The organism is Mesobacillus sp. ABV4_180, assembly GCF_056158485.1.
On record NZ_JBSWTJ010000001.1, the window covers coordinates 3,252,612 to 3,271,274 of the forward strand.

Consider the following 18,663-nt stretch of genomic DNA (forward strand, 5'->3'; position numbering starts at 1 on the left):
AGGAATAGGTTAATGAGCACAACAGGAAGGGAGATTGACATGTCTAAATTCAAGATCAATTATTTTTTTGAAAAAGATTTTTCCGTATCACGACCAATTGAGGTAGAAAACATTTCCGAAGCCATCCAGGATGCAAAGGATCACGAGGGAATGATAGAATTTACTGATGCTGACGATGTTTTTTACCGATTTGATACGAAGGACATTAAGCTTGTTACAATTACTGAAGCTTAAAATATGGTAAAGGGTGAAGCTCTCATGAAGCTTCACCCTTTTTGCATATCATCATATCAATTTAATCCTCGCAGCCAATTCCTGCTTTTCTTCTTCAGTAAACATATTCTCTGCCATCGGGAAAAGAATGCTTTCTTCTTTTGCAAAATGGCTGACCAGAGTGTAATTCGCATTCTTTATCAATTGAGCATTGTCGATCATTTGCTCTTTTGTAATATTAGCAGTGCCATCCTTTGTATTATCGAGGAAGCTGCCTATGAATCTTTTAGCCTGATCATGTTCATATTCCATGACAGCGATCGGTCCCATCTCCCTGCCAATATATGCAGACATCATCTCGAACAGCACGCCCTCTTCACGCTCGGAGTGCGGCTCCAGCTCAGCCAGGAACTCTACAACAGCCGGGCGAAGTTTAGAGAAATTCTCCTCTGCTTGTTCACCCGCCTCAATTCTCAAAGAGATATCCAAAAGCGTCGCAAGCATCTCGAGCAGAGGTGGATGCTCATTCTTCAACTGCTGCAATCCCTCACTTAAAATAAAGTTTGAATCATGATTGATCCCGCTCATACATCCCGTCATTCTGATCGGCCTCCTATTACGTTTTGATAGTTTAATTATAGAATCCAATTAATTGCAGGGTTGTGATTGGTATCACAATTTATATTTTTCTTGTGAATTGTGAAGAAAAAATGACACTTCGTTAAAATTTCTAAAAATTTTAACAATTCGCCTTCAAATTTCTAGAAACCTTACATATAATGAAGTTATAGCTTAATGTAAAAGGAGTGAGTATACATTGCAAAATCATCTGTATCGCGAATTTTACGAAAAATCCCTTATACCAGCCGGCTTGAGTGACAAGAAAGCATTCCTGGATGTTCAGCCTGACCTCCTTCATACCCACTTATTGATTGGACTTCAAGGGCACCAGGAAGAAGGCAGGGAATATTACCATTGGAACATAATGATTTATAAAGCAGATTCAGCCGGAATCTATGATGCTTGCAAACCTGTTTACACATCACCACTGTATGTACGGTTTGATGACGCTGTCGAGGCAGCGCGGAATATAGAAAAAGATATCCGCAATGACAAACTTTTCGCAGTCCATCAGCAAGAAAAAATCAGCTAACCCCCTCTTCATACCCCTCTCATTTAGCTTCTCTCTTTTTGAACCCATTTGTGAATTAACTTACATATGATGAATATAGAAAAATCTAATTTTATGCTCCTGTAAAGCGTTACTTTATATTAAACCTAAAGACAAGCCTCCTTCTCACTTTCCGATTTTTCATATCAAAAAAACTGGCGGACATTTATTTGTCCGCCAGATCCTGTTTCTGATCCATTAAGCAAGCCTGAATACAATCCCGTGTCCGCCTTTAGGGTATTCCCATTTAATATTCTGATAAGGACAGCCGATTCTGCAGCTGCCGCATTCATGGCAGCCTTCATATCCTACCTGCATCCTCTTTCCTTCCCACTTATAAACTTCAGCAGGGCAGAATACGGTACAGAGTTTGTCTGGGCACTGAGTCATGCAGACGTCATGGTCCAGGACAGTCAGATGCGATTTTGTGTCACACTTAAACCTTAAAAGAAATTGTTTTTCCTCGATGTTTGTTGTTGACATTATTTCACCGCCTTCCAGGCACGATAGATGTCCTGCATTACCTTAAAGGTTCCTTTTTCTGCAGTTACGCTGCGCATGATTTCCTTTTGCTTTTCCTTCTTCGGTGTTCCATCTACAGTGAAGAACTTGCTCATGGCTTTGTTCATCATTGGCAGGTACTCCTTGAAGTACTGTGGATATTTCTCGAATGTATGGGCAGCATCCTTATACTTTTCAAGATCCTTAATGATGAAACTACCAAACAATGCTTCCTTATAACGGTTCAGGCTTTTCTCACTGAAGTCTCCATCTTCTTTCGCCCCAGTAATCGCTTCTGCTGCCATTTGCCCTGAAGCCATTGCCATGTTGGAGCCCTCGCGATGGATGGCATTAACAAGCTGGGCCGCGTCTCCGACAACTAGAACGCCATTGCCTGCAACACGCGGCACGGAATGGAATCCACCCTCTGGAATCAAATGGGCAAGGTATTCTGCTGACTCCCCTCCCTCAAGATACGGCCGAACCATTGGATGTTTTTTTAGGTAATCGAGCAGCTCGTATGGCTTTAATTTCGCGTTGATCATGCTTGACAGGGTTGTTCCTACCCCGATATTCAAACTTTCTTTGTTGGTATAAAGGAATGCTGTTCCAAGGTTGCCTTTTGTTGAGTCCCCGAAAATCTCAATGGTTGTTCCATGATTTCCTTCAAGGTTGAAGCGTTCATTGATTTTATCCTTCGGCAGATTGATTACTTCCATGACCGTCAGGGCTACCTCATCTGGCCGGAATTCCCGATGGAATCCAAGCTGTTTTGAAAGCAGGGAGTTTACTCCGTCGGCCAGGACGACGACATCTGCAAATACCTCACCATCAGGACGGTCTGTACGGACACCTATGACTTTTCCATTTTCAACGATACATTCAGTTACGACTGTTTCGTTGATGAGCAGAGCACCCTGCTCCACTGCTTTCTGTGCGAACCATTGGTCGAACTGCGCACGCAGCACTGTAAAGTTATTATATGGCTCTACCGCCCATTCCAGACCTTTGTATCCAAACTGGACGACTGACTCTTTGTCCATCATCCAGAATCTCTGTTCAACGACAGGCCTTTCAAGCGGGGCTTCTTTCCAAAACTCAGGTATGATGTCTTCCATTTGTTTACGGTAAAGGACCCCGCCCATAACGTTCTTGCTGCCCGGGTATTCTCCACGTTCGATTAATAGTACCTTCAGGCCGTTTTTGGCGCAGTTGTATGCACATGAGGTTCCAGCAGGGCCTGCTCCTACGACGATTACATCAAATTTTTCATGCATAGCTTATTTCCCCGCCCTTCTCTTTGCTGAGCTCTTTGAATTGCTGGATTAATTTTGGCAATATTTCCAATGCATCCCCAACGATTCCGTATGTCGCCACATCGAATATCGGGGCGTTTGGATCCTTGTTGATTGCGATGATTAGCTCAGAGTTTTTCATCCCTTCAACATGCTGAATCGCACCAGAAATGCCGATGGCAAAATAGATTTTCGGCGTGACAGTTTCGCCTGTCTGCCCGACCTGCTGTTCATGCTTCAGCCAGCCAGCTTCAACGACATCCCTTGTGCCGCCAACGCTCGCACCGATTACTTCTGCTAACTCATGAATCAGCTGGAAGTTTTGGATATCCCCAAGTCCTTTTCCTCCTGCGACGACCACATGAGCTTCTGCCAGACTTGCTTTTTTTGTTACGTCCTTCACAATTTTCAGCACTTTTGTGCGCATATCTTCTTCCCTGAGTTCCAGCGCTTCTTCGATGATGATTCCCTTCCTGCCTGTATCTGCTTCAAGCGCCTTCATAACCTTTGGACGCACTGTAGCCATTTGTGGCCGGTGCTTTTTACAAAGAATCGTTGCCATGATATTTCCTCCGAATGCAGGGCGGCTTGCCTCAAGCAGCCTTTTTTCCACATCTACATCCAGCATGGTTGTATCAGCCGTCAGGCCTGTGCTCAAGTCCGTTGCCACAGCGCTTGCCAGGTCTTTCCCATTGGGAGTGGCTCCATAAAGAAAGATTTCAGGCTTATATTTTTCAGCCAGTTCGCAGACACCCTTCATAAAGGACTCAGTCCGGTAGTTTTTCAGGACAGGATGGTCGACAACATAAACTTGATCCGCACCAGCATAAATCACTTCATTCGCTTTAGGCAGGACACCTTCGCCAAGCATCACCCCGGAAAGAGGCACTTCCAGCTTATCAGCCAGCTTTCTTCCTGCACCCAGCAATTCCAGTGACACACCTTCGATTTTTCCATCGTTCACTTCAATGAATACCCAGACACCCTGGTTTTCTTGCATCCTGTTATTCCCCCTTTAAAATCGGCATCAAGAGTTGGCTGTATTTAACTTCAATAAATCTTTTCTTTCCATTAAAACGTCCATCAGCTGTTCTACCTGAGAATCTGGAGTTCCTTCGATTCTCTTTCCGCCATCAAGCTTTGGAGGGGTGAACATTTTACCAACAATCGTTGGTGACCCCTTGAGGCCAAGCTGAGTCCTATCGACATTTTCAAGGTCATTCACGGTCCAGACCACAGGCTCGTATCGTGCAGCGTTGATCATATTTGGAAGCGGCGCGTACTCAATGTCGTTAATTTCCTTCTCCACAGTCAGTAAGCAAGGCAGTTGAGATTGAATGATTTCATAGCCATTAATTTGCTTGCGCTTTATATGCACATATTTTTCTTCCTTATTAACCTCTGAAACTTCAATTACATTCGTAATCGGCGGTATATCAAGACGTCTCGCAATCCCAGGTCCTACCTGTCCTGTATCACCATCAATCGCGTGCTTTCCGCAGATGATAAGGTCGATTGGCTTGTCTTTGGAGATTTTTTCAAGTGCTTTCGACAATGCATAGCTGGTAGCCAGCGTATCAGCTCCCGCGAATGCCCTGTCCGAGATTAGGAATCCCTGGTCTGCCCCAATTTCCACACTCTTTTTAATAACCGCTACTGCTTGCGGCGGTCCCATTGACAGAACAGAAATTGTTCCCCCTGTCCTGTTCCTGATCTTAACTGCTTCCTGAACAGCATGGGCATCATATGGATTCAATATTGCAGGAGCACTGCGCCGATCCAGTGTATTTGTCTTTGGATTGATTTTGATGATTTTTGTATCGGGCACTTGCTTGACACAAACGACAATGTGCATATTCTCTTTTCCCCTCCTTGAAATGAAAACGGTTTCTTTGTGGTTGAAAATAAAATGCTATGTAGTACGATATATGAATCGCATTACAAGCATAGTACCAACAATTGAAAAAGTGATAAGTCTATGAAAGAAGTTTTCAGGATGCAGAGGACATGGTGGGATGGATGCTCATGATGATGTAAATGACCTATCTATGTTAAAAATATATAAAAAGACGTATTAAAAATATGATAAAAATCACACAAAGCCATATTCACGTGAATTTTTGAGCAAATTGTTAAATTTAGAGGGTAAGCGTCCAGAAGAAATAAATTGAGTGTTTAACAGTGGAAAATTACATTATAAAAATATTTTAGCCACCGCCGGTTCCTGGCAGTGGCTTATTTTCTCCATATTATCATTCTTATGTTACGCATGTAATACTACATACTGTTTCTTAGTCATTAAAATCATATGTCTAAAAAGGATCTTGGCTTTTTGCCTCTGCCATTCCTTTTCTTTGCAAAAGCTTTGATATTCAAAAATTAATCTGTCTAGCTCCTGACTGCATCGGACGGTTTCTTCACTCGTATATCCCGTTTCCTGCGCAGTTGCGACCATTAATTCTCTTACACGATTGATTTCATTCAACAAGGCATTTTGCGATTGATACACTTCACTATCTCCTCTGCTACTTTAATTCCTTAAATAAATAAAAAGATTACTTGAAGAATTATTGCAAATGCTAGGTTGAAAGTAAATAGAATCGCAAAATAAGACAATTTTCACTGCTGAATTTTTTTCTTTCGACAAAGAATGCAGACACTGCAATTACTGGCTGACAGCCTCGTTTTCGTAAATAGGCACCCAGCCTTCAGTTGTTACGAATATCCTTACAGCCACCACCTGGCGGTCATCCTGCAATGTGAAGTAATGGCGAGTATTCTCTGGTACAGAAATCAGGTCTCCTGGATCCAGGAATACTTCGAAAAACTCGCCGTCCTTTCCCTGGATTACGAACACCCCATGGCCGCTGACAATGAATCTTACTTCATCATCAGTATGATGATGTTCCTGCTTGAAATTCGCCAGCAACTGGTCAAGATTTGGTGTATTGTCTGATAAGGAAATGACATCCTGTGCTTTGTACCCTCTGCGCGTCGAAATGTCTTCGATCTCAACTTTGAACACATCAAGGATCTGCTGTTTTTCTTCATCTGATAATGAGTACTTTTCCTGCAAATTGATTGGGAGCTTGTTAATATCCCATTTTTCATAAATAACTTCCTGAGCGGATAAAAATTCTTCAACCTGCTGTTCTTCAACGATTCTTTCCTGGGTGTTTTGCTTTACAATGAATGCCATATAAAACCTCTCCTTTGAAATGATTTATTTAGACAACCTTAAACAATTGAAATGGCTTATGCTCTAGCAGCCTTAACTGATAACAGAATAAAAACTCTGTAGCTTCGAGGATTTTTTTAGCTTCGAAAGCGTTCCTTCCCCAGACAGTGATGCCATGGTTTCGGATCAGGACCGCTCCCGTATCCCCCTTTACATGCTCTGCAAATGCTTTTGCAAGTGTTGGGATATGCGCATAATTCGGAATAATGGGAATTTTAAGGACAGCATCTTCCTCCCATTTGTCAAAAGCCTTGATCAATTCCTGTCCCTGGAATTGCACTTCACCCCTGTCTCCATACACTTCGGATATGACATTGTTGTCAATGGTATGGACATGCAGGCTGCATCCAGCATTTGTTTTTTTGTAAATCTCTACATGAAGCAATGTTTCAGCGGAAGGCTTCAGATGGGTTTCCTCGACAGGCCGGCCGAATTGGTCAACAAGCAAAAAATCTTCCTCTGTCCTTTTACGCTTATCCTTTCCACTTGCCGTTACAAGAAATTGTACGGGGGCATCATTCACTTTAATCGCAAGATTGCCGCTCGTACCCATGAACCAGTCACGCTCAGCAAGCTCTGACTTCACATCCGCCAATTCTTCCCATTTTGTTTCTAAATCGCTCATCCTCTCACCCCTGCCTTTATTTTAAGAGCTTCAATACAGTCATAGAATGTTTCAAATTCAGTATGCGGGATCTCCCATTCTTCGCATTTCACTTTCAAGTAATCTCTTGCCAATACAAAATCCGCTTGTTTTGCAGCTTCCAAATCAGTTACTGAATCTCCGATGACAATTTTGTAAGTATCACCTTGTTCGAGTTTCCTCATAATCGATGGCTTGCAGCAGCCGCAATCATTTGCACAGTGATGATCGCAGCTGTTCGGCCACTCGATTGTTATCATTTCTCTGGAAAAATCAGAACCGTTGCAGTAAATGCCTGTAATCGGTCCGAATTGTTTTATGATAGGGTCAAGGAAAAAGTCAATTCCTCCGCTAACGATGTAAACCGGTATGCCCTCCTCTTTCGCGAAATCGAGGAAATCCTGAAAACCTGGGCGGATCCTTGCATTTTCCACAGCAAACTCAATGATTTCTTCCTTCAGGCTGACAGGAAGGAGGGAAAACATTTTCCCTACTCCTTCCCTGATAGAAATGGTGCGATTCAGCACTCCTTCTTTCAGTTCGTCCCAGCCCTCAGGACCAAATCTGTTCATGATTGCAATAATGTTGTCCTTTTCGGTCACTGTTCCGTCAAAGTCACAGAAAATCACTGGATGGCTCACTTTGCCACCGCCTCAACCGATCCCCACAGGTCAAGCGCGATTTTCAATTCTTCATGCTCCTGCGCTCCTTCTTCAAGCGTTTTTCCTTGAAGCACCGTGTCGATTGCCTGCCTGAAGGCTTTTCCGCCGCCCTGGGCTCCACCAGGATGCCCGTGGACACCGCCTCCAGCATTGATAATGGAATCCACTCCAAAATCTTTAACCAGCAAAGGGACCATTCCAGGATGGATACCCGCGGAAGGCACCGGGAAGGCTCTTTTGAATTGATCCACAACAGTCAGTGACTCGGCAATGGACAACGCCTGCTGCTTCTCAAGTGCGACACTTCCATATGGGGATGGGAAGAGAGAAAAATCTGCTCCAGCGTAGCGTACAAGTTTGCCTAGCAATAAAGAATGCGAGAAACCATATTCCTGTGCTGAAGTCAATGCACCACTTACTGCAGGATGTGCCATAATCGGGATACTGATTTCATCATCTTCTCTCAGTTCCTGCAGCACATCCAATCCGTAGGCAAAAACATTGAACAGCAGTGCATCCGCTCCCAGCTCTGACGCTTTCCTTGCTTTGTCCCTCAGCTGCGTGGTCCTTCCTGTCAGGTTGGCAGCATATAATGTTCTGTGTCCAGTAGTTTCATAGACATCATCGAGAACCTTTTTCCCTAAAGCGATCCTCTTCTCAAAAGGAGTAAGCTCATTCTCAAACAGGATTTCATCATCCTTGATCAGATCGACTCCTCCCAGGCTCTGTTCCTTTAGTTGTTCCAACAGGAAATCCAAATCGCGGCCGATTACCCCTTTGAAAATGCTCATCAATAAAGGACGGTGGTGAACACCTAGCTTCGTTCGAATTCCTTCAATTCCAAAACGCGGACCTGGAAAAGCTTTTTTCAGTTCGTCCCCAAAATCAAGATCTACTAATTTCACCTTGCCATCAAGAGATAACTTGCCAAATACCGTTGTGAGAATTGCCGGCAGGTCAGGCGAAAAATTGATTGCTGGATAAGCAATCTTAATGATTGCGACTGTTTCTGAATTTTCATCGAGACCTGTTCCTTCAACAGAAACGACTCTCCCTTTATGCTTTTTCAGCTGTTTTTGGTCCAGCTCAGGCAAGTCTGTCCAAGATCCCACTGTCAATCCAAGTGCAATTCCCTCTGCTTTTTTTTCTGGATTATGCTTAGCGTCATGGACTATATAAGTTGCTGTAATTTCACTCAAGTAGATCAATCCTTTCCAAAACTAAAACTTATTCAACAAGGGTTGAGGCATAAAAAAAACCTCTTCGAAAAGAAGAGGTTAGAAAATACACTAAACTCTTCTTATCTTTCAGCTTTCGCTGCAAGAATTAGCACCGTGCCCAGCATAATTGCTGGGTCGGTTGCCGGGCTTCATCGGGCTCGTCCCTCCGCCTGCTCTTGATAAGAAAATAATTTAATCAAGTTATTTAATTGGTTAAAGTAAATTTATTAATTAGGATTATGTCAGGTTCATAAATTAATGTCAACAATTTTTTTGAAAATTCCTAAGCTTTCAATTCGACTGACAGCTTCCTGCAATCTCTGTTCTGAAGTCAGCAATCCTACCCTTACAAAGCCTTCGCCGAACTCTCCAAATCCAACGCCAGGCGCCACAGCAATATGCGCTTTTTCCAGCAAGAAGTCAGCAAATACAACGGATGTAAATGGTTCGGGAACCTTTAGCCACGCGAAAAAAGATCCTTTCGGAGCAGTAACGCTCCAGCCGATTTTTGTCAGCCCCTCAATTAAAACATTCCTTCTGGATTCATATAAATCATTCAGTTCGGCAACACAGTCCTGTGGCCCTAGCAATGCTTCAGCTGCTGCTTCTTGGACTGCACCAAACAAACTGACATACATATGATCCTGAAGCAGGTTGATTGCCGCAATGACACTCTTATTTCCTGCTGCAAAACCAACACGCCAGCCGGCCATATTATACGTTTTAGATAAAGTATAGATCTCGATTCCGACATCCTTCGCGCCGTCTGATTGCAAAAAGCTGTATGGACGCTGTCCGTCAAAACCAATGCCTCCATATGCAAAGTCATGGACAATACAGATTTCATTTTTCCTGGCAAGTTCGATCGTTTCATCAAAAAAATCCTTGTCTGCTACGGCACCCGTAGGATTGTTTGGGTAGTTAAGAAACATCAGCTTTGCTTCCGATAGGACCTTTTCACCAAGCTCACTGTAATCGGGCAGGAAGCCCTTCTTTTCCCGCAGCGGCATCGTTACCATTTTCGCCCTTGCAAGTTCTACACCTGACCAGTAATCCGGGTAGCCTGGGTCAGGGACAAGAATAGTGTCCCCTGGATTCAGAAGGCATTGGGGAATCTCAACGAGACCTGCCTTGCCTCCAAAAAGGATTGCGATTTCCTCTTCAGGGTCAAGGTCGACCCCATACTCCCTTTTGTAAAACTCTGCTGCCGCTTCTTTTAAGGAGCGAATTCCCCTGAATGGTGAGTACCTATGGTTAATGGGATTTTCCGCTGCTTTCTTCAATTTTTCAACAATATGTCCCGGGGTCGGCTGGTCAGGGTTCCCCTGGCCAAGATTAATGATATCCGCCCCTTTTTCTGTGTAAGCCCCCACTTTTTGCACCAGTGAAGCAAAAAATTGCTTGGGAAGACTTTTCAGTAACTCTGATTGTTGGAATTCCATTTTTTCACCTGCTTAATAAGAAATATATTATTATTTAAAAATTTTAATTTGAAATTCTAGTCACAAATGATATAACGTAAATAGTAACTTGTAAAGATATAATTTTCTGAAAGTACGGCGGTGATGGACGATGAAATTTAAAATAGCTTGCCTGCAGATGGACATTGCATTTGGGAATATTGAGCAAAATTACAACACAGCCAGCAAACTGATCGATAAAGCCGGCTCCGAAAAACCTGATGTCATTGTTCTTCCTGAGCTTTGGACAACGGGCTATGATTTGGTTAATCTCCAAAAGACAGCAGATCCAGAAGCACAGGATGCAAAGTTTTTTTTCAAGAATACAGCACTTAAATACAATGCCCATATTGTCGGCGGTTCTGTCGCCAACAAAACGAAAGCGGGCATCGAAAACACGATGTTAGTAATCGACAAGAACGGGGAGCAAGCGGGAAAATACAGCAAACTCCACCTGTTCCAGCTTATGGATGAACATCTGTACCTCGCAGCAGGCAAAGAAAAAGGGCTGTTCACTTTGGACGGTCATCATTTCGCAGGACTGATTTGCTATGACATCCGTTTCCCGGAATGGGTCCGTGCTCATGCACTGCAGGATGTCGAAGCGATCTTTGTCGTCGCTGAATGGCCTATCCAACGACTGGAGCATTGGCGTGCTCTGCTCATTGCCCGCGCCATCGAGAACCAATGTTACGTAATCGCCTGCAACCGGGCCGGCTCTGATCCGAATAACACATTCGCAGGTCATTCAATGGTAATTGGACCGTGGGGTGACGTGATTGCAGAAGCCGGCGACGGAGAGGGAATTTTGCTGGCGGAAATCGATCTTGCCAAGGTAAAAGAAGCCAGAAGCAGGATCCCGATTTTCACTGACCGCAGGCCAGAATTGTATTAGTGGACTGACTAAAAAACAAAAACCCAACATCCGCCCAGGAAATTCCTGAGGAGGTTGTTGGGTTTTGTATAACAATCGGTATGATTCACTTGCAAAAAACTTGCGTAATTATTCTGGCTTAGCCCACATTTCTTCGGGATTCAATTCATAAATTCCATTCTCGCGATACATGTAATGATTGATGATGAATTCACGCCTGATGGTTGCATAGTCCTCATGAAACTTCTGGATATACTCATTCAATTCCTTTTCAGGATATTTTTTACCAGCTTTTAACCCTCGGACAATATATTCGAATACCATCAGCTTCTTCTTCCGCTGTGCAGGGATATTCTTCAGCTTCCCATCTTTTGTAAGGAAATTATCAATTACTTTCTGTCGCTCGATATTTTGTTCAAGCATAGCCTCCACCTCCCCTTCTTTTTTCTCGATCAATTTGCCAAGAGTTTTTGCCTGCTGTTTGACCACCGATTCATTCAAGTGAAAATAAATGGTGTTTTTGTCACGGCGTTCATAGATGACATTGATATCACGGAGTTTTTTTATGTGATGCGTAATCGTTGGGGGTGTAAGCCCAAGTTTGCCTGCAATCGCCTGCCCATGAAGCGGCCCATTTGCCAGCAATGCAACAATCCTTATCCGTGTCGGGTCACCCATTGCCTTGTGGAATGCGACTATTCTGTCCAGCTGCATAAAATCACCTCTATTTATTTTAACGTTTATCTAATTAGGTATATATCTAACATACTTCATTTTCCATTATTTGAAAAGCCTTTTTCCACAGTTGCATCCAAAAAAATGAAAAATAACAAAAAAACCTGGCCGAATAGTTCAGCCAGGCGTTTCCTCTGTGATTGGCAAATAAATATGAAATGTAGTTCCATTACCAATTTCGCTTTCAACTTCAATTGTTCCTCCGTGCTCTTCGATGATTTTAAAGCTGACCATCAATCCAAGGCCTGTACCTCTTTCCTTGGTGGTGTAAAATGGTTCTCCGAGTTTCTTTATTTTATCAGCCGGTATTCCTTCTCCTTCATCCTTGATCGATATATGTAACTTATTTTCTTGTTCCTGGCTGATTGCTACAGTTACAATGCCACCCTTCGGCATGACTTCGATAGCGTTTTTTATTATATTGATAAAGACCTTTTTTAATTGATTTGGTTCACATAACATTTCAGTCAAGTTTTGATTATAATGGGTCTGGAATTGGACATCATGGAGGACAGCCTGGGCAGTCAAAAGGTCGACTGTTTCTTTCATGATTTTAGCGATATCCGTGTGAACATGTTTGATCGCCTGAGGTTTCGCAAGAATCAGGAATTCATTTATGATCGAGTCAATTCGCTGGAGTTCCGATTTGATGACCTGGAAATACAATGAGTATGCATCACCAGTGCTGTTTTCAAGCAGCTGGATGAAGCCTTTTAAAGCTGTCATTGGATTTCGGATTTCATGCGCGATACCTGCTGCGAGTTCTCCAAGGATATTTAGCGTATCCGATTTGCGCAGCTGGGCTTCCATTTCAATTTTTTCCGTTATATTCCTAAAAACAATCAAATTTAAACTATCTACGAGATGATGTTTTACCGTATATTCGAAATGCTTGATCCTGCCATCTTCAATAGGCAGTGTAATCTGTCCATCCAGCTTTCCCTTATCCAACAGGATTTGCAGCTTCTCATTGATTGTATTTTCAGGAATTCCCAGGGTTATGAAAAGGTCCCTGAAATTTTTATCTTTCAGATCCTCAGGCATCAATTCAAGCTTTGCTAAACCTGAAGGGTTAATTTCATAGTAATTGCAATTTTCATCCCAAAGGATCATACCTTCAAGTGAACCTTCAAAAATTCTCCTGAACTTCTCTTCACTCATGCGAAGTTCTTGTTCCATCCGGTGCCGTTCACTGGCATCACGAACAATCGTCATATGATAGCCATCACCTGCGTTGAGCTTTACGGTAAATTCAAGCAACTTCTTCTCCCCATTTGGCAGTAAAAAGAATGCTTCCTCGCGCAGGGCACCTTTGTCATTAATAATCTGTTTCATTTCAGTATATTTCTCATCTTTTTCGTAAATAAAATCAGAAATCTTATACCTCAGTAATTCATCAATCGACAAACCGAATATTTTACAGGTTGCCTCATTGGCAGCAAAAATTTTTCCGCATTTACCCCAAAAAACAATTCCATCAAGCGTTTCAAGGAACAAATTTTTTAGCAGCCCACTATTCTCTATGAATCTTTCGTTAAAGTCATTTCCATGGCTGTACGCTACTTCCATATTAAAAGAGCAATCCGCAGCAGCCTGCTGATTTTTATTGACCAACTCTTTCAATGATGAATTTTCTCGTTCTAATGCGGCTATTTTCTCTTTCAGTGCCAGTATTTCATCTGCATTATTAGCACCCTTCACCAGAAAGCCTCCTTGCCGGATCCCCATTTTTCTAGTAATTTCTACATCTAGGGTGAAAATCCCTTTATAATCGGGAGGATTTCCTGAACTTTCACTGCAAAAGCAAAGAAGCAAGGTTCCCCCTGCTTCTCTGATCGCTGCTTATAGATACTCACACTCATGCTTCGCTTTAAGACGCTTCCACCTTTTTTCGACTTCTGCTTCAAATTCAGCAAGCATATCCTTGTTTTCTTCTTTTAACAAATGCTTTGTTTTGCCCATATATTTCAGCCAGTCAGCAAGTGGAATCCTTTTGTTCTTTGCTTCTGGATCGTAAGTGATGTTGGTGATTCCTTCTTCCACTTCATACAGCGGGAAGAAATTTGAATTAACCGCTGCTTCGACAATTGTCTGGCCAAAGCGATCTTCTGATTTCCAGTTAAGCGGGCAAGTAATTAATAGCTTCCCGTAGACTGTACCAACGTTTTGTGCGTACCATTGCGCCTTTGCTGCCTTTTTGACCAGGTCCTGAGGAAATGCTTCTGTTCCGGTAAATACATAAGGAATATTGGTTGATGCCATGATTTGCGCTGTATCCTTATGGTGGAACGCTTTCCCTTTTTGCACCTTGCCAACATTAGATGTGCTTGTCATATGACCAAATGGTGTTGAATAGGAAAGCTGGGAGCCAGTGTTCATATAGCCCTCGTTATCATATTCCAGCATGATCAGCTTGTGGCCGCGAAGTGCCGTACCGATTGCTGATCCCATGCCGATATCCATCCCGCCATCGCCCGTGACCATTACAAAAGTAGCATCCGCAGAGACTTCGATTTCCCCGCGCCGCTTCAGTTCAAGGAATGCTTCCAGAGTTCCCGACAATGTTGCTGCACCATTCTGGAACAGATTGTGAATTGTCGTCTGCTTATGGGAAGTATGTGGATAAGCAGTAGTAACAACGTAAGCGCACCCTGTCTGGAACAGCACAACCAGGTCCCCTTCAATCCCTTTAAAGAATAATTCGAGGCCGCCAAAAATCCCGCAGCCCGGGCATGCCCCATGGCCAGAAGCAATTCTCTTCGGTTTCGCAGTCAGTGCTCTTAGTGGCGGAATTTTGACGTTTACTTTATTTTTTTCCTCGTCCCTTGTTACCTGGATAAGGCCGGATTTGTATACATTACCATGCTGCGGTTCGATGACTTGCTTCATTGCCTTTTCTGGGTCTCCAGCTATATGGCCGTAGTAATCGAAGGGTTTTTCAGCGTATCCTTTCTCCATAGCTTCGATTGCCATTTTACAGAATGCTTCTGCATCGTCAGCATAGAAGTCTTTGCCGCCAAGACCAAATACTCTGCTCTGGACAATTGTGGAATTCGACTTGTCTTCCTGAAGGGCAGATTTTAGTTCGTGAGTCAGGTTTGGCCCGTTCCCTCCGTAAGAATCCGCACGTTCCCCGACAAGGAGGGATTTAACGTTGGATAACGCTTCCCGGATTTCCTTCGCCGGGAAAGGCCGGATGATATTCGGGCTGATGACACCTGCCTTGATTCCTTGCTTCCTCAGCTTATCGACAACATCCTTTGCTGATTCGGCGGCTGAGTTCAGCAGGAATACTGCTACCTCTGCATCTTCCATTTGGTAAAGGTCCAGAATGTCATATCGTCGGCCTGACAGTTTAGCATAATCAGCAGCCACATCTTTATATACATCCATAGCTCTGTACATTGCTTCTGATTGCTGGAAGTGATTGTTAATTAAATCATCTCCATTCATATGGGCTCCGATGGTCACCGGCTTCTTGGGATCCCTTGCAAAATTATATTCAGTCGGAGCATCACCAACAAATTTCTGTACGACAGCTCTATCTTTAAAATAGTCGACCTTGCGTTTCTGGTGGGAGGTGAAGAAGCCATCATAAGCCACCATAACAGGAAGGCGGACATCAGAATGCTCGGCAATTTTCAATGCCATGATGTTCATATCGTATACGGCCTGCGGAGTCCTTGCTGTCAGAATTACCCAGCCTGTATTAAGTGCGAAATACAAGTCAGAGTGGTCGCCGCGGATATCCAGCGGACCGCTTATTGATCTTGTTACCAGGTTCATGACCATCGGATATCTTGTTCCTGACTGGACAGGGAGCTGTTCAAGCATATACATTAAGCCATTTGCACTTGTTGCGTTAAATACCCGGGCACCTGTAGCCGCCGCGCCATAACAGATACCAGCTGAACCATGTTCACCATCTGCAGGAATCAGCTTGATATCATGCTCTCCCCTGGATTTCATCTGATCAAGGTATTGTGCGATTTCTGTTGAAGGAGTAATCGGAAAATAACCCATGACATGATAGTTGATCTGTGCGGCTGCCATAGCAGCCATTTCATTACCCGACTCAAACGTCGTGATCTGCTCTGCTCTGTTCATTGTTTTCAGGTTTTCTTCCAGAATCGACATTAAGAAACCCCTCCAGTTACATAAGGATAATTATGCTTCACTTGATTTTCATCAGCATAGCCAATCATTTCCCTTAAATCGCTTAATGCTGATGTAGGGCATGCCTCAACACACTTCAGGCAACCTTTGCAGTATTGATAATCGATTCCCTTGAGGAACATTTGCTTCCTGCCACGCTTGTCTTCGCCTTCCTCCCAGACAAAGCAATAATCAGGACACGCCGTATCGCAGGCGGCACAGTTAATGCATTCTTCCTGGACGAACTTAGGTAGGAACCCCTGTCTGGAACCACTTAAATCCTTCAGGATGCTGTTCGCCTGGGCAGTGATGACTCCGCCAATTTCCTGTGTTTCGTAGCCAAGCGTTGATGACGGGCGCTTGAATTCCTTGCCTTCGGCTCCTGCTTCGAGTTCATATGTTTTGAACTGGACTTCGTTATATCCTCTTTCAAACGTCCTGATGTTCGGTTCGACAAAATGAGGATACTTCTTTTCAAACGTTTTGCGTATAACGTTTTTCATTGCAGCCGGATCAAGGAAATCTAAGATGCGGTACAACGCTCCAAGCATCGCAGTATTCACTTTCGTCTTTTCTTCTACTGCAATGGACAGCGCATCGACAATCGCAAGCGTTCCATATTCAAGATTGAGATCCTTTTTGATATCGTCAAAATCCCTCGTCGAATTCACGAGCAGGATACCATCAGGGCGGAGGCCGCTGACCACATCAACCATTTTATAAAGCGCCTCATGAAATACACCCACTACATGAGGCTCTTCGATCGGGCTATGTACCCTAATTTCCGTTTCTGGCTCACAGAATCGGACAAAACTCTTAACGGGCGATCCTTTTTTCTCCGATCCATACGAAGAAAAGTTGGAGCCGTTCAGACCAAGACCAAGCACGCCAGCTTCAGCAAGCATTTTTCCAGCCAGGTTTGCGCCAAGTCCTCCTATTGATTCAAGTCTAATCTCATAAAATCCTAAATCATTCTTTTTCGGTAAGATAGACATAATCTCCCTCCCCATTTTGTTGTTAAGGTAATTGAATATCAACATTCCCCATTATCAATTTTAAGTACTCTTCAAAGATTAAGCTGTGACATATATCAAACATTTATAAATTTTTATTGAAACACACCCAGAAAAAATTAGATTTTCCCGTATGTTATGGCGAATTCCTTTTATATAACAGAGTGAAGTTTATATTAGTACAGAATACCCTTTCCTGTTTTAGGCAATAGTTCCTTAAATTTGAGCAATTAACATAGTTTTTATATAGGTGAAAAAGGGTAAAAGGGTTATAGTGTTTTTTGGGGGTCTCTAATTAAGGGAGGAATTATGAAACAACGAGATTACTACTTTGATAATGCCAAGTTCATCTTGATTTTTTTCGTCGTATTTGGCCATCTTTTGCGCTCGTTCATTGAAGACAATGAAACGATCTACAATATTTATAAAGTCATTTATACCTTCCACATGCCTGCTTTCATTCTCGTATCTGGCTTTTTTGCGAGAGGCTTTAATAAGAAGGGCTATGTATGGAAAATCGCCAGGAAATTGATTCTTCCATACTTTATTTTTCAGCTGATCTATTCCGTTTTCTATTATTTTCTGTACAGTAAATCCACCTTTACGATCGATCCGTTGAATCCGCATTGGTCTCTCTGGTTCCTGATCAGCTTATTTTGCTGGAACATCATGCTGATTGGTTTTTCGAGGATCAGCGCGCCAGCTGGACTTTTAATAGCCTTTGCATTGGGACTGGGTGTAGGGTATTTTGATTGGGTTTCCAATTATCTAAGCCTTTCAAGAACATTCGTGTTCTTCCCGCTGTTCCTTCTTGGTTACCATTTAACGAAGGATCATATCAAAGTGCTGACAAAGCCAGCGTTTAAAGTCAGTGCCATCATAGCTTTTGCGGTTGTCTTCTTTGGATTTTACTTCAACCCAGAGATTGACTATAAATGGCTGCTTGGATCCAAGCCTTATTCCCAAATGGAGGCTGCTTCGATTTCAAGCATGTTCACACGGCTGGGCTTTTATTTATTAAGCTTGATGATGGTTTTCAGCTTTTTGACCATTGTGCCAAAAAAGGAATATTTCTTTACAAATTTGGGGAAAAACACACTTTATGTGTACTTGCTTCACGGCTTTTTTGTACGCACATTCCGGGAAAGCGAAGTACAGAACTTCTTCCATAGTCCTGAACGCTTCCTGCTGCTTGCGCTCATTGCCTTGCTGCTGACTCTCTTGTTATCAAGCAAATACGCAGCCGCACTGGCGCAGCCTTTAATCGAGTTTAAAACATCAAGAATCAACCGCCTGAAAACAAGATTCACGGCAATAGTCCGATTCTACCGACGCAAGCTTTTGAGTGATTAATATGAAAAAACCGGGTGGCAGGATGCCAGCCGGTTTTTCCATGTTTTGAGGATTGGCGTGAAAATTTGAGGATTGCGCGTAAAAAGAGCTGAATTCTGCGAAACAATACCAGAATTCCGCGAAAATGGCA

19 protein-coding genes and 1 riboswitch are annotated in these 18,663 nt (G+C 43.1%); of the genes, 4 read left to right on the top strand and 15 right to left on the bottom strand.

What is annotated here, in order from left to right:
- Positions 1–39: 39 nt before the first annotated feature.
- The gene (locus ACXAEA_RS16705; protein WP_475096995.1) at positions 40–234 is read left to right on the top strand and encodes a hypothetical protein; all 195 of its coding nucleotides are present in this window, start codon (positions 40–42) and stop codon (positions 232–234) included.
- A 51-nt stretch (positions 235–285) separates the two neighbouring features.
- Here ACXAEA_RS16705 and ACXAEA_RS16710 read toward each other — a convergent pair whose 3' ends face one another.
- Positions 286–813: a hemerythrin domain-containing protein gene (locus ACXAEA_RS16710; protein ID WP_475096996.1), complete on the bottom strand. Its 528-nt coding sequence runs from the start codon at positions 811–813 to the stop codon at positions 286–288.
- Between the two features lie 217 nt (positions 814–1,030).
- Between ACXAEA_RS16710 and ACXAEA_RS16715 the strand changes: the two genes are divergently transcribed.
- Positions 1,031–1,366: a hypothetical protein gene (locus ACXAEA_RS16715; RefSeq protein WP_475096997.1), complete on the top strand. Its 336-nt coding sequence runs from the start codon at positions 1,031–1,033 to the stop codon at positions 1,364–1,366.
- 216 nt (positions 1,367–1,582) lie between these two features.
- On the opposite strand, the gene ACXAEA_RS16720 is transcribed toward ACXAEA_RS16715, so the two are convergent.
- The 10 genes from ACXAEA_RS16720 to ACXAEA_RS16765 all read right to left on the bottom strand — a co-directional run bounded on the left by ACXAEA_RS16720 (position 1,583) and on the right by ACXAEA_RS16765 (position 10,385).
- Positions 1,583–1,867, bottom strand: a complete 285-nt coding sequence (locus ACXAEA_RS16720) for a ferredoxin family protein (protein ID WP_023615122.1) — start codon at positions 1,865–1,867, stop codon at positions 1,583–1,585.
- Complete coding sequence (locus ACXAEA_RS16725) at positions 1,867–3,162, bottom strand: FAD-dependent oxidoreductase (RefSeq protein WP_475096998.1); 1,296 nt, start codon at positions 3,160–3,162, stop codon at positions 1,867–1,869. The genes ACXAEA_RS16720 and ACXAEA_RS16725 overlap by 1 nt, the downstream gene beginning before the upstream one ends.
- Complete coding sequence (locus ACXAEA_RS16730) at positions 3,155–4,180, bottom strand: electron transfer flavoprotein subunit alpha/FixB family protein (RefSeq protein ID WP_475096999.1); 1,026 nt, start codon at positions 4,178–4,180, stop codon at positions 3,155–3,157. The genes ACXAEA_RS16725 and ACXAEA_RS16730 overlap by 8 nt, the downstream gene beginning before the upstream one ends.
- A 27-nt stretch (positions 4,181–4,207) precedes the next feature.
- A complete protein-coding gene (locus tag ACXAEA_RS16735) occupies positions 4,208–5,035 on the bottom strand; it encodes an electron transfer flavoprotein subunit beta/FixA family protein (RefSeq protein WP_475097000.1) in 828 nt (275 codons plus the stop codon).
- Between the two features lie 408 nt (positions 5,036–5,443).
- On the bottom strand, positions 5,444–5,689 hold the full coding sequence (locus tag ACXAEA_RS16740) for an aspartyl-phosphate phosphatase Spo0E family protein (RefSeq protein WP_475097001.1): 246 nt from the start codon (positions 5,687–5,689) through the stop codon (positions 5,444–5,446).
- A 156-nt stretch (positions 5,690–5,845) separates the two neighbouring features.
- Positions 5,846–6,379, bottom strand: coding sequence for a cupin domain-containing protein (locus ACXAEA_RS16745; RefSeq protein ID WP_475097002.1), 534 nt, complete (start codon positions 6,377–6,379; stop codon positions 5,846–5,848).
- A 28-nt stretch (positions 6,380–6,407) separates the two neighbouring features.
- Positions 6,408–7,043, bottom strand: coding sequence for a methylthioribulose 1-phosphate dehydratase (locus tag ACXAEA_RS16750; RefSeq protein ID WP_475097003.1), 636 nt, complete (start codon positions 7,041–7,043; stop codon positions 6,408–6,410).
- Entirely contained in the window at positions 7,040–7,702 is a 663-nt protein-coding gene (locus tag ACXAEA_RS16755) for a 2-hydroxy-3-keto-5-methylthiopentenyl-1-phosphate phosphatase (protein ID WP_475097004.1), read from the bottom strand. The genes ACXAEA_RS16750 and ACXAEA_RS16755 overlap by 4 nt, the downstream gene beginning before the upstream one ends.
- Positions 7,699–8,922, bottom strand: a complete 1,224-nt coding sequence (gene mtnW, locus ACXAEA_RS16760; RefSeq protein ID WP_475097005.1) for a 2,3-diketo-5-methylthiopentyl-1-phosphate enolase — start codon at positions 8,920–8,922, stop codon at positions 7,699–7,701. Before mtnW ends, ACXAEA_RS16755 begins: the two co-directional genes overlap by 4 nt.
- 98 nt (positions 8,923–9,020) lie before the next feature.
- A riboswitch (SAM riboswitch) is annotated at positions 9,021–9,129 on the bottom strand.
- Between the two features lie 62 nt (positions 9,130–9,191).
- Positions 9,192–10,385 carry an aminotransferase class I/II-fold pyridoxal phosphate-dependent enzyme gene (locus ACXAEA_RS16765; protein ID WP_475097006.1) on the bottom strand — a complete coding sequence of 398 codons (1,194 nt, stop codon included), beginning with the start codon at positions 10,383–10,385 and terminating at the stop codon, positions 9,192–9,194.
- 130 nt (positions 10,386–10,515) lie between these two features.
- On the opposite strand from ACXAEA_RS16765, the gene ACXAEA_RS16770 reads away from it, so the two are divergent.
- The gene (locus tag ACXAEA_RS16770) at positions 10,516–11,298 is read left to right on the top strand and encodes a carbon-nitrogen family hydrolase (protein WP_475097007.1); all 783 of its coding nucleotides are present in this window, start codon (positions 10,516–10,518) and stop codon (positions 11,296–11,298) included.
- A 108-nt stretch (positions 11,299–11,406) separates the two neighbouring features.
- Here the strand turns inward: ACXAEA_RS16770 and ACXAEA_RS16775 are convergent, their stop codons facing one another.
- The 4 genes from ACXAEA_RS16775 to ACXAEA_RS16790 form a co-directional block, all read right to left on the bottom strand.
- Positions 11,407–11,991 (bottom strand): DUF2087 domain-containing protein, encoded by a 585-nt coding sequence (locus ACXAEA_RS16775; RefSeq protein WP_475097008.1) that lies wholly within the window; start codon positions 11,989–11,991, stop codon positions 11,407–11,409.
- Between the two features lie 138 nt (positions 11,992–12,129).
- Positions 12,130–13,713: a PAS domain-containing sensor histidine kinase gene (locus ACXAEA_RS16780; protein ID WP_475097009.1), complete on the bottom strand. Its 1,584-nt coding sequence runs from the start codon at positions 13,711–13,713 to the stop codon at positions 12,130–12,132.
- 141 nt (positions 13,714–13,854) lie between these two features.
- On the bottom strand, positions 13,855–16,149 hold the full coding sequence (locus ACXAEA_RS16785) for a thiamine pyrophosphate-dependent enzyme (RefSeq protein WP_475097010.1): 2,295 nt from the start codon (positions 16,147–16,149) through the stop codon (positions 13,855–13,857).
- Positions 16,149–17,162: a 2-oxoacid:acceptor oxidoreductase family protein gene (locus ACXAEA_RS16790; RefSeq protein WP_475097011.1), complete on the bottom strand. Its 1,014-nt coding sequence runs from the start codon at positions 17,160–17,162 to the stop codon at positions 16,149–16,151. Before ACXAEA_RS16790 ends, ACXAEA_RS16785 begins: the two co-directional genes overlap by 1 nt.
- A 327-nt stretch (positions 17,163–17,489) precedes the next feature.
- On the opposite strand from ACXAEA_RS16790, the gene ACXAEA_RS16795 reads away from it, so the two are divergent.
- On the top strand, positions 17,490–18,533 hold the full coding sequence (locus ACXAEA_RS16795) for an acyltransferase family protein (RefSeq protein ID WP_475097012.1): 1,044 nt from the start codon (positions 17,490–17,492) through the stop codon (positions 18,531–18,533).
- The last annotated feature ends 130 nt before the right edge of the window (positions 18,534–18,663 follow it).

Bases quoted from the DNA above. Each gene is read 5' to 3' on its own strand.
- ACXAEA_RS16745 (WP_475097002.1), bottom strand. From the start codon at position 6,379: ATGGCATTCATTGTAAAGCAAAACACCCAGGAAAGAATCGTTGAAGAA.
- ACXAEA_RS16785 (WP_475097010.1), bottom strand. From the start codon at position 16,149: ATGTCGATTCTGGAAGAAAACCTGAAAACAATGAACAGAGCAGAGCAG.
- ACXAEA_RS16710 (WP_475096996.1), bottom strand. From the start codon at position 813: ATGACGGGATGTATGAGCGGGATCAATCATGATTCAAACTTTATTTTA.
- ACXAEA_RS16770 (WP_475097007.1), top strand. From the start codon at position 10,516: ATGAAATTTAAAATAGCTTGCCTGCAGATGGACATTGCATTTGGGAAT.
- ACXAEA_RS16725 (WP_475096998.1), bottom strand. From the start codon at position 3,162: ATGCATGAAAAATTTGATGTAATCGTCGTAGGAGCAGGCCCTGCTGGA.
- ACXAEA_RS16705 (WP_475096995.1), top strand. From the start codon at position 40: ATGTCTAAATTCAAGATCAATTATTTTTTTGAAAAAGATTTTTCCGTA.
- ACXAEA_RS16720 (WP_023615122.1), bottom strand. From the start codon at position 1,867: ATGTCAACAACAAACATCGAGGAAAAACAATTTCTTTTAAGGTTTAAG.
- ACXAEA_RS16730 (WP_475096999.1), bottom strand. From the start codon at position 4,180: ATGCAAGAAAACCAGGGTGTCTGGGTATTCATTGAAGTGAACGATGGA.
- ACXAEA_RS16795 (WP_475097012.1), top strand. From the start codon at position 17,490: ATGAAACAACGAGATTACTACTTTGATAATGCCAAGTTCATCTTGATT.
- ACXAEA_RS16790 (WP_475097011.1), bottom strand. From the start codon at position 17,162: ATGTCTATCTTACCGAAAAAGAATGATTTAGGATTTTATGAGATTAGA.
- ACXAEA_RS16750 (WP_475097003.1), bottom strand. From the start codon at position 7,043: ATGAGCGATTTAGAAACAAAATGGGAAGAATTGGCGGATGTGAAGTCA.
- ACXAEA_RS16735 (WP_475097000.1), bottom strand. From the start codon at position 5,035: ATGCACATTGTCGTTTGTGTCAAGCAAGTGCCCGATACAAAAATCATC.
- ACXAEA_RS16775 (WP_475097008.1), bottom strand. From the start codon at position 11,991: ATGCAGCTGGACAGAATAGTCGCATTCCACAAGGCAATGGGTGACCCG.
- ACXAEA_RS16765 (WP_475097006.1), bottom strand. From the start codon at position 10,385: ATGGAATTCCAACAATCAGAGTTACTGAAAAGTCTTCCCAAGCAATTT.